6 protein-coding genes are annotated in these 6860 nt (G+C 33.5%); 2 read left to right on the top strand and 4 right to left on the bottom strand.

What is annotated here, in order from left to right; genetic code table 11:
• Both DMB65_RS17390 and DMB65_RS17385 read left to right on the top strand, forming a co-directional pair.
• Window positions 1-873: T9SS type A sorting domain-containing protein (locus DMB65_RS17390; RefSeq protein ID WP_133249519.1), on the top strand; the 873-nt coding region annotated here is incomplete at its 5' end.
• Window positions 874-1039: 166 nt separating this feature from the next.
• Entirely contained in the window at window positions 1040-1873 is an 834-nt protein-coding gene (locus tag DMB65_RS17385; RefSeq protein ID WP_110307887.1) for an outer membrane beta-barrel protein, read from the top strand.
• 268 nt (window positions 1874-2141) lie between these two features.
• Here DMB65_RS17385 and dnaB read toward each other — a convergent pair whose 3' ends face one another.
• The 4 genes from dnaB to DMB65_RS17365 form a co-directional block, all read right to left on the bottom strand.
• Window positions 2142-3686 (bottom strand): replicative DNA helicase, encoded by a 1545-nt coding sequence (gene dnaB / locus DMB65_RS17380; RefSeq protein WP_110307886.1) that lies wholly within the window; start codon window positions 3684-3686, stop codon window positions 2142-2144.
• A gap of 141 nt (window positions 3687-3827) precedes the next feature.
• Entirely contained in the window at window positions 3828-4781 is a 954-nt protein-coding gene (locus DMB65_RS17375; protein WP_110307885.1) for an acetyl-CoA carboxylase carboxyltransferase subunit alpha, read from the bottom strand.
• A gap of 111 nt (window positions 4782-4892) precedes the next feature.
• Window positions 4893-5780, bottom strand: a complete 888-nt coding sequence (locus DMB65_RS17370; RefSeq protein ID WP_110307884.1) for a DMT family transporter — start codon at window positions 5778-5780, stop codon at window positions 4893-4895.
• Window positions 5767-6855, bottom strand: a complete 1089-nt coding sequence (locus DMB65_RS17365; protein WP_110307883.1) for an LptF/LptG family permease — start codon at window positions 6853-6855, stop codon at window positions 5767-5769. Before DMB65_RS17365 ends, DMB65_RS17370 begins: the two co-directional genes overlap by 14 nt.
• Window positions 6856-6860: the final 5 nt, after the last annotated feature.

Here is a 6860-nt window from a genome sequence, read left to right as displayed (position 1 = left end):
AGTGGTGATTCTTTCACAGGAGCTTTAAGCAGAACTGCTGGAGAGAATGTGGGTGTTTACGCTATCACACAAGGTAATTTAAGTGCCGGTGGAAATTATACCATTATGTATAATGGCTCTAATTTTACTATTACGAAAGCAGATCAGGTAATTACCTGGAATCAGACTTTGGGATTAGGGTGTAATGGAGAAACTAGTATTGTTTTGAATGCTGTTGCTAATAGTGGTTTGGCAGTAAATTATGCTTCTTCTAATACTAACATTGCTACTGTTTCAAATAATTCATTAATTTTTCAAAATTATGGGTCTGCAACTATAACAGCATCACAACCAGGCGACATGAATTACAACGCAGCTCCGGCTGTAGTTTTACCAGTAGTATCTAGTCAGCCTAATTTGATTAGAAAACAGTTTGAAAATATTATCTTCTTTGACAATAGTTCTAAGAGTTTTAAATCGTATAGCTGGTATAAAAATGGGGTTTTAGTTCCGGGACAAACTTCACAATATTTCAAAGAAAGTGGTCCCTTGAATGGAACTTATTATGCAGTAGCAACAAAACTAGACGGAACATTAATTACAACCTGTACGTTGACTTTCTCTCCTACAATAGAAGAAGAGTACATAAGAATTGTTCCAAACCCTGTTAGAAGTAATGCTACTTTCCAATTGATAACGAATGTTAGTACAAGCAGATTACAAAATGCACGTGTTGAACTTTATAATTTAACAGGTAACTTACTGACTACTATTACAAACCCAAGTCAAAATACTATTGACATGAGTGCTCCGAGCGTTGAAGGAATTTATATTGTAAAAATGACCTTAGCAAATGGTAAATATTTTACAAAAAACCTTCTCGTTAAAAATTAAAAATAATTTACAGAATATGACATCCTCATTTTTAATGAATGAGGATGGATTATTCTAATTTAAAAACAAGTATGAAATCGTCATTAACAACAAATTTGTGTGAACAAAAAGCAAGGAGTAAAAAGGCGATAACGTATAGGGACACTAAAAAATAAATTTTACATCTATGAAACTCAATATTAAAAACATAATTGGAACTATAGCTTTCTTAATTTCCCAAGGAATAGCTGCACAGTTTTATGTAGGTATACAGTCGGGAATAGGAAATATTCAGAGTGATATTACTGGTATACAAACAGCTAATCGCCTTGGCGGAGCCGTAAAAGCAGGTTATATCTACTCTTTAAATACTCATTTTGGTATCGGTTCAGGGCTAGAGTTCTCACAATACAAACAAGAAGTTTCTTTGTCTCAGCCTTCTGCAACACTCTCTAGTTTTGAAGTTGATGCTTCCACTTCGGCATTTGTTTATAACGTTACAACCAACAATTATAGAGAAAAACAAACTTTACATGCTCTGCAAATCCCTCTTTTTGTCCAGTATAAAACAAATATTAACAAGGGTATTGATTTTAATTTTAGAGCCGGAGCTAAATATTTTTTACCTGTAAACTATAAAATTAAAGCAACAGCCGATTACGTAAATGGTAGCGCTTATTATCCAGATGTAAACCTGACTATTGATGATTTACCAGAATATGGTTTTGGTAGCCAGGATAATTATTCCTCATCAGGAGAGTATAAAACCAAAGGAATTATAATGAGTTCTTTTGAGTTAGGATTTACATTTGATGTAGGCAGAAAGAATTCGTTATATGCGGCAATGTTTCTGGAAAATGGATATGGTTCAATTTTAGACCAAAACAAGAATGAATCCTATATTGGTTATAACCCAACATCTGCATCTGATAGAGAAACTAATGGATTGTATAGTACGGATAAAGATGCTGAAATCAAACCTGTAGCTTTTGGTGTAACACTAGGATGGAATTTTAAATAAATTTACTTTTTAAAATAATACAAAAGGTCTTGACTCAAAATCAAGGCCTTTTTTTTTGCAAAACATTCTCTCTTTTCAAAGTATTCTTTTGATCTGTATTTACAACTTGCAAACGGTGTTTATTTGTAAACAAAAAAACTAATATAGTAGTTACACATAAATTAATTTTGAAGCAATAACGCAAAAGCTTCTATACTCCTTTAAACTCAGAGAGGGAAAATCCAATGATTTTCCCCTCTTCTTTATAGTAAGTTTATTTTATACTGCTTTAAAACGGCACATCACTATCATCATCGTCATCATTTAAATTACTTCCGAAAGCTTCATTCGCAGAGGGAAGGTTTTTAGTGATAAAAGGGTTGTCATCGTGATTCATTTTTGATGGTAAATCATCATAACTACCTGAAAAATCATCAAGGTTATCGAATTTCCCAAGGTGTCCTATAAATTTTAAACGAACATTTTCGATACCGCCATTACGGTGTTTTGCGATCATAATTTCTGCCTGACCAGCGGTTGGCGAAGCTTCATCATCATCCCATTCGTCAATTTTGTAATATTCTGGTCGGTATAAAAACGAAACAATATCAGCATCCTGTTCAATTGCTCCAGATTCACGAAGATCTGAAAGTAAAGGACGTTTGCTTGATCCACGGGTTTCTACAGCACGCGATAACTGGGAAAGTGCAATTACAGGAACGTTAAGTTCTTTTGCCAAAGCTTTTAAGTTTCTGGAAATTGTTGAGATTTCCTGCTCACGGTTTCCTCCCCCTTTATTATTTCCTCCTGCAGTCATCAACTGCAAATAATCGACAATGATAATTTTAATACCGTGTTGCGAAGCCAAACGACGACATTTTGCTCTTAAATCGAAAATAGAAAGTGATGGCGTATCATCAATAAACAAAGGCGCTTTTTCTAAATCCTTCACTTTAGTACTCAACATTGTCCATTCATGAGGTTCTAATTTACCTGTACGCAATTTTTCTGATGACAATCCTGTTTCTGACGAAATTAACCTGGTAATTAACTGAACAGAAGCCATCTCCAGAGAGAACAAAGCTACTGCATGTCCAAACTGGATGGCAATATTTCTGGCCATAGAAAGTACAAACGCTGTTTTTCCCATCGCTGGTCTCGCTGCAATAATAATTAAATCACTAGGCTGCCATCCCGAAGTCAGTTTATCCAGATTAGTAAAACCGGTTTCTACACCACTTAGTCCTTCTTTTTTAGAAATCTCTTCAATTTTCTTTTTAGCTTGTAAAACTAAACTCTGTGCCGTTTCAGAACTCCGTTTGATATTTCCCTGAGTTACTTCATATAGTTTTGATTCGGCCTGATCCAATAAATCAAATACATCTGTGGTTTCATCATATGATGCTTCAATAATTTCAGAAGAAATTCGGATTAGACTTCGTTGGATAAACTTTTGTAGAATGATACGTGAGTGAAATTCGATATGAGCTGAAGACGCAATTTTCTGAGTAAGCTGAATTAAATAAAAATCACCTCCTGCTAATTCTAATTTTCCATTCTTTTTTAATTGGCTCGAAACCGTCAATAAATCGATTGGCTGTGTTTCTGTAAAAAGTTGGATAATTGCTTCAAAAATAAATTTGTGGGCATCTTTATAAAATGCATCAGGCTGCAAAATATCAATCACATCATCAACCCCTTTCTTATCAATCATCATTGCTCCAAGCACAGCCTCTTCTAAATCAAGAACTTGAGGAGGAAGCTTTCCTTTTTCTAAATTAATAATTGTGGTTTTATCTACCTTTACAGGGTTTATATTTTTGAAATTTTCCATATAGCGAAATTAGCAAATTTTAAAAAAAATATTGTTATCGAGTTATAACTATTAATTGTTTATAAGTAGTAGATTTTTGTTTATAACCAAAAAAAAATCCGAGGCGGTGAGGCTTCGGATTTTAAATCAGTTTTGAATAAATTATTCTTTATACTCACCCATATTACTGTATTTGTCCATTCTTTGGGCAATTAAGTCGGCTGTTGATAAATCTTTCAATTCATTGTATCCTTTTGTGATATATTCTGCTACGGTTTTAAATGTAGTTTCTCTGTCATAATGAGCTCCTCCTAGTGGTTCCGGAATAACATCATCCACTAATTTTTGCTTTTTCATATCAGATGAAGTCAGTTTCAAAGCATCAGCTGCACGCTCCTTATATTCCCAGCTTTTCCATAAAATAGAAGAACATGATTCTGGAGAAATTACAGAATACCAGGTATTTTCTAACATGTAAACTTTATCTCCAACACCAATTCCCAAAGCTCCTCCAGAAGCGCCTTCACCTACAATAATAGTAATAATAGGTACTTTAAGGCGAACCATTTCGAAAATATTTCTTGCAATTGCTTCTCCCTGCCCTCTTTCTTCAGCTTCAAGGCCCGGATATGCACCCGGAGTATCTACTAAAGTTAAAACAGGAATACCAAATTTCTCTGCCATTTTCATCAAACGTAAAGCTTTACGATATCCCTCAGGATTAGCCATACCAAAATTACGGTATTGACGGGTCTTTGTATTAAATCCCTTTTGCTGTCCCACAATCATAAACGACTGACCGTTTATTTTTCCAAGTCCGCCAACCATTGCTTTGTCATCTTTAAATCCACGGTCTCCATGAAGTTCTAAAAAAGTATCTCCGCAAATTGCCCTGATATAATCTAAGGTGTAAGGCCTATTTGGGTGTCTTGACAATTGAACACGTTGCCAGGCAGTAAGGTTTTTGTATATATCTTTTTTAGTTTGTTCTAATTTTTTATTGATTTCCTTACATGTTGGTGATACATCAACATCAGATTCTTTTCCAATTATAACGCACTTTTCTAATTGTTCTTCAAGTTCTTTGATTGGAAGCTCAAAATCTAAATATTCCATGGATTTTTGAATTTTGTTTTTAAATCGAACCGCAAATATAAAAATATTATATCATTGGCGAAGTGAATTATTATTTAAAGTATAAAATGCAATTTAAAAATAAGGCAAATATTACAGTTTCTCTTTTTTCTTATAATGTTTGAAAACACCATTTAAAATAACCGTAATTACAATTATAAAAGCACCAATGTAAAATTCTGTACTCATTTTTTCTTTTCCTCCGAGTATGAAATAGGCCAGCATAATTCCATAAACAGGCTCTAAATTAGTCGTTAACATTACGGTATAAGGTGTTAATTTCTGCATTACTTTTACTGAGGCTGTAAAAGCGTAAGCCGTACAAACCGAAGCTAAAATAAGGAGCAATCCCCAATTATTTAAGGACATGCTAAAAAAATCTGACGTAAATTTTCCCTGCACCAAAAAATAGACAGAAATAAAAAAAACTCCTGCCCCGAATTCATAAAATGTAATAACAGAAGGTTCGTGATACGAAATCAGTTTTCCATTCATTAAAGTAAATAAAACGCCCAGAATTATTGAAGCCAAAGCATAATAAACCCCAGTAAGGTATTTAATTTCGACCTTCAATATTAAAGCAAGACCAGCAATAATAATTAACCCAAAGAAAACTTCATACCATAATATCTTTCTCCCGTAAAAAAGCGGCTCCAGTAAAGAGGCAAAAAAAGCCCCCAGAGAGAATATTGAAAGTGTTATGGAAACATTCGATACATGAATCGCCTTGAAAAATAAAATCCAATGGAGCGCGATTAGCAATCCAACAAAAATTAATTTAGCAAAAGACTGAGCCGATATTGCAAAAGACTGTTTTTTATAAACAATAAAAGCAGCCAGAAAAACTCCTGCCAACAACATTCTGTACCATACTAAATTTTCAGCATCAATTGTAATTAAAGCCCCCAAAATAGCTGTAAAACCCCAGATAAAAACAATTAAATGAAGGTTTAAATAACTTTTTAAATTATCGTTTCGCATTGCGCAATAGGTAAACTGCCAGGATTCCGAAAACAATGTTCGGGAACCATACAGCTAATAAAGGTGAAAAAGTAGATTTTTCGGCAAGAGTACCAAATATCTTATCGAAAAACACAAATGAAAACGCAATTGCAATTCCAATTGCAAGATTGGTTCCCATTCCGCCACGGCGTTTCATTGACGAAACCGCTACAGCAATAATGGTCAGGATAAAAGCAGATACGGGCACACTGTATTTTTTATAAAGCACTACTAAATAAGTATTGATATTTCCGGAACCTCTTTTTCTTTCCTTTTCAATAAAATCAATTAGTTTCCCTAAAGGAAGTGTTTCAGCAATATAAACTACCGGAGTTAAATCAGCCAGTTCAAACTTAAAATGAACCTTTTTTTCCGGAAATTTTTCAATTTTATCACTCAAATCCCCAAGAGTCCTTTTGGTATAATCATACAAAATATAGGTTTTTAATTCCGGATCCCATTTAATACGACTGGCAGTTATTTTATAAGTTAGTTTGTCTTTTTCAAAATGTTCCAGTGAAAAATTAAAAGCCGTCATGGATTCTTCATTGAAACTATTCACAAAAATAAAGTCATTATCGTTAAGTTGTCGGTAAACATTGGTGTTTTCACCACGCATCAGCTGTTTACCATTTCCTTTTAAATAGGTATATCTAAAATTATTAAACCCTTCACTCGCAGCCGGAACAATAAAAAAACCCATCACTAATATAAAAGTAGAAACAATTGTAGCTCCAATAATAAAAGGTCTTAAAAAACGCGCAAACGAAATTCCTGAACTTAAAATAGCAATAATTTCGGTATTATTTGCTAGTTTTGATGTAAACCAAATTACCGATAAAAACAAAAATATCGGAAACAACATATTGATGAAATAGATTGTAAAGTTGTAATAATAGAAAGCAATTTCCATAAAAGGAATTTTATTTTCCAACATCTTATTTATCTTTTCAGAAACGTCAACTACGATTCCGATTGGCGCAAACAAAAGCAACATCACAGAAAAAGTCCCGAGATACCTTTTTAAGATGTATTTATCTATTATTGACAACATAATAT

It is taken from the genome of Flavobacterium cheongpyeongense (assembly GCF_003202435.1).
Taxonomy (GTDB): Bacteria; Bacteroidota; Bacteroidia; order Flavobacteriales; family Flavobacteriaceae; genus Flavobacterium; species Flavobacterium cheongpyeongense.
Note: the sequence above shows the minus strand (reverse complement) of the source record. Positions and strands in the feature narration are given on the sequence as shown.

Coding starts and splice junctions, on each gene's coding strand:
- dnaB (WP_110307886.1), bottom strand. CDS start 3,686: ATGGAAAATTTCAAAAATATAAACCCTGTAAAGGTAGATAAAACCACA.
- DMB65_RS17370 (WP_110307884.1), bottom strand. CDS start 5,780: ATGCGAAACGATAATTTAAAAAGTTATTTAAACCTTCATTTAATTGTT.
- DMB65_RS17375 (WP_110307885.1), bottom strand. CDS start 4,781: ATGGAATATTTAGATTTTGAGCTTCCAATCAAAGAACTTGAAGAACAA.
- DMB65_RS17385 (WP_110307887.1), top strand. CDS start 1,040: ATGAAACTCAATATTAAAAACATAATTGGAACTATAGCTTTCTTAATT.
- DMB65_RS17365 (WP_110307883.1), bottom strand. CDS start 6,855: ATGTTGTCAATAATAGATAAATACATCTTAAAAAGGTATCTCGGGACT.